The 225-nt window shown below is 46.7% G+C and carries 1 tRNA gene; it reads left to right on the top strand.

What is annotated here, in order from left to right:
- Nucleotides 1–32 precede the first annotated feature (32 nt).
- Nucleotides 33–108, top strand: a tRNA-Gly gene (locus A6E06_RS15200).
- The last annotated feature ends 117 nt before the right edge of the window (nucleotides 109–225 follow it).

Here is a 225-nt window from a genome sequence, read left to right as displayed (position 1 = left end):
TTTAGATTGAATGCTTTATAAGCGTTGATCATGCGACACTAGCTCAGCTGGTAGAGCGCAACCTTGCCAAGGTTGAGGTCACGAGTTCGAGCCTCGTGTGTCGCTCCAATTTCTCTTTAAGAGCCTAATGGTTCTTCTCGAAAAGAGAAATTGGTTTATAGTCTCATTGTCTTAAACAATGCATCCGGACGCGGGATGGAGCAGTTTGGTAGCTCGTCGGGCTCA

It is taken from the genome of Aliivibrio sp. 1S175, assembly GCF_001690985.1.
Taxonomy (GTDB): Bacteria; Pseudomonadota; Gammaproteobacteria; order Enterobacterales; family Vibrionaceae; genus Aliivibrio.
The sequence above is the reverse complement of the archived record's forward strand: the minus strand, read 5'-3'. Positions and strand labels throughout refer to the sequence as shown.